The 2,057-nt window shown below is 64.7% G+C and carries 1 protein-coding gene; it reads right to left on the bottom strand.

All coding sequences use genetic code 11. The features are described 5' to 3' along the window. Window positions 1-115 precede the first annotated feature (115 nt). A complete protein-coding gene (locus tag EN750_RS31560; RefSeq protein WP_127399042.1) occupies window positions 116-1,609 on the bottom strand; it encodes a PLP-dependent aminotransferase family protein in 1,494 nt (497 codons plus the stop codon). Window positions 1,610-2,057 lie beyond the last annotated feature (448 nt).

Below are 2,057 nucleotides of genomic sequence, written 5' to 3'. Positions count from 1 at the left end.
GACTATGCCGCTGGCACTGGCTCATCCTATGGGCCAGCTGGCCCAGTTCCATGTGCCAGAGCTAAAATACCGGAGCCGCTGCGAACGGCTCCGGTCACGAGAGATCGACGATGGATCAGGCGGCCGCGGGTCTGCGTCCGGCGGCCGTGGCCAGTTCGCGAATGCCTGGCTCGATGTGCTGCAGTGCGATCGACGAGATGCCCAGCCGCATGAAACGCGAAGGCTTTTCAGTGCGATCGAAGAAACGGTCGCCTGGCTCGATGATGACGCTGCGCGAGGCGGCTGCCTCGGCCAGCCCGCGCGAATCGGTGCCGCGCGGCCCTTCGAGCCACAGCGACGTGCCGCCGGCCGAATCGGTCGAACGCCATTCCGGCAGGAAGGCGGAAATCGCATGGACCAGCCGCTTGCGCCGCTCATCGAAGGCTGAAGACAGCCGCCGCACCAGCGCCTCGTGGTGGCCGAGCGACAGGAACAGCGCTACGGCGCGCTGATTGTTGGCCGGCGGGTGACGCAGCATGAAGCGGCGCAGAGCCCGCAGCTCGGAGATTAGTCCAGCGGACGCCACGATGTACCCGAGCCGCAGGCCGGGAGCCAACGTCTTGGACATCGAGCCGACATAGACGACGCGGCCGGAGCGATCGAGGCTCTTCAGCGCTTGCTGCGGTGCCTCGTCGAGAAGCTGGCTGTCATAGCCGTCCTCGATGATGATCTGGTTGTAGCGGTTGGCGCGCGCCAGAAGATCCTGCCGCCGCTCCGCCGACAACGGCACCATGGTCGGGCAATGATGGCTGGGCGTGACGAAGACGAAGCCGGAATCGTTGGGGATAGAAGCAGTTACGATGCCGGACTGGTCGACCGGCACCGGCTGTATCTCCGCGCCGGCAAGGCGGAAGATCGAGCGGGCATCGGGATAGCCCGGGTCTTCCATCGCCACCTTGGAGCCTTTGGACATCAGCAGCGTCGCCAGCATGTAGAGCGCGTTCTGAGCGCCCAGCGTGACGATGATCTCGTCCGGGTTGGCAAAGATGCCGCGCCGGGGCAGGAGCCGCGCCTGGATTTGCTCGATCAGCAGCGGATCGTCACGGTCGACCATGTCGGACGCCCAGTTGCGGATTTCCAACACGGCAAGCGCCATGCGGTTGCACTCGCGCCACTCGGCGGTCGGGAACAGCGCCGGGTCGAACTGCCCGTAGACGAAGGGATAGGACGACTTGATCCAGTTCTCGTGCTTGGCCGGCGGCGGCATGTCGCTGGCGGCGATCTTGCGGCGTGCCTTCCAGTCGATCTCGTTGGCCTGGTCGGGCGCCTTCTGGTGCGGCTTGGCCGGTGTCGCCAGCACATCGGGATTGACGAAATGTCCACGCCGCTCGCGCGCCACCAGGAAACCCTGGTCGACGAGCTGCTGGAACGCCAGCACCACGGTTCCGCGAGCCACGCCAAGTTTTTCGGCCAGGATCCGGCAGGAAGGAAGCGGCATCGAAGCGGCGATCTGGCGGTCGAGAATGGCGGCTACGATGGCCTGGCGGATCTGCGCCTGCAGGGTTTGGCCGGATTCAGCCGAAATCCGGAACAGGCCGGACCATATCGCCGTGTCGTTTCGCTGTGGCATGGGAGATTTCCTCGATGGCCAGCCTTTTTCGCTTGGCTGGACCAGCCGAACGTAACCGTGGCACAAGGGGTTGCGCCAATCAATTTTTCTGATCGTTGGGATTTATGCCAGTGATCCTTCACGTCCTTTTGATGCCGCGTTGCGCCATCCTGGGGTGACGCGGCGCCTCATCCCGGCGATGACATCGTGCGTGATCGCCGCGTGACGTCTGCGTCATCGCTGGGGTGACGGTGTGCGTCATCGCTGCGCATTGAAACGGGTGGAGTTCGGCCCGATAGATTGTCGCGACGACACGCGCCGGAAACATCCGGTCCGTAATGATGGCTCGAGGTCTCGGAGTTTGGCAGTGGATCAATCGTCCTTTCAAAAACAGCTCGCCGCCTTGCGTGACCACCGCGCGGCGGCGCCCGCCAGCATGCGCCAGGCCTTCGCCGCCGCTCCCAAGCGG

The sequence above is a fragment of the Mesorhizobium sp. M7A.F.Ca.ET.027.03.2.1 genome, assembly GCF_003999175.1.
Classification (GTDB): Bacteria; Pseudomonadota; Alphaproteobacteria; order Rhizobiales; family Rhizobiaceae; genus Mesorhizobium.
The sequence above is the reverse complement of the archived record's forward strand: the minus strand, read 5'-3'. Positions and strand labels throughout refer to the sequence as shown.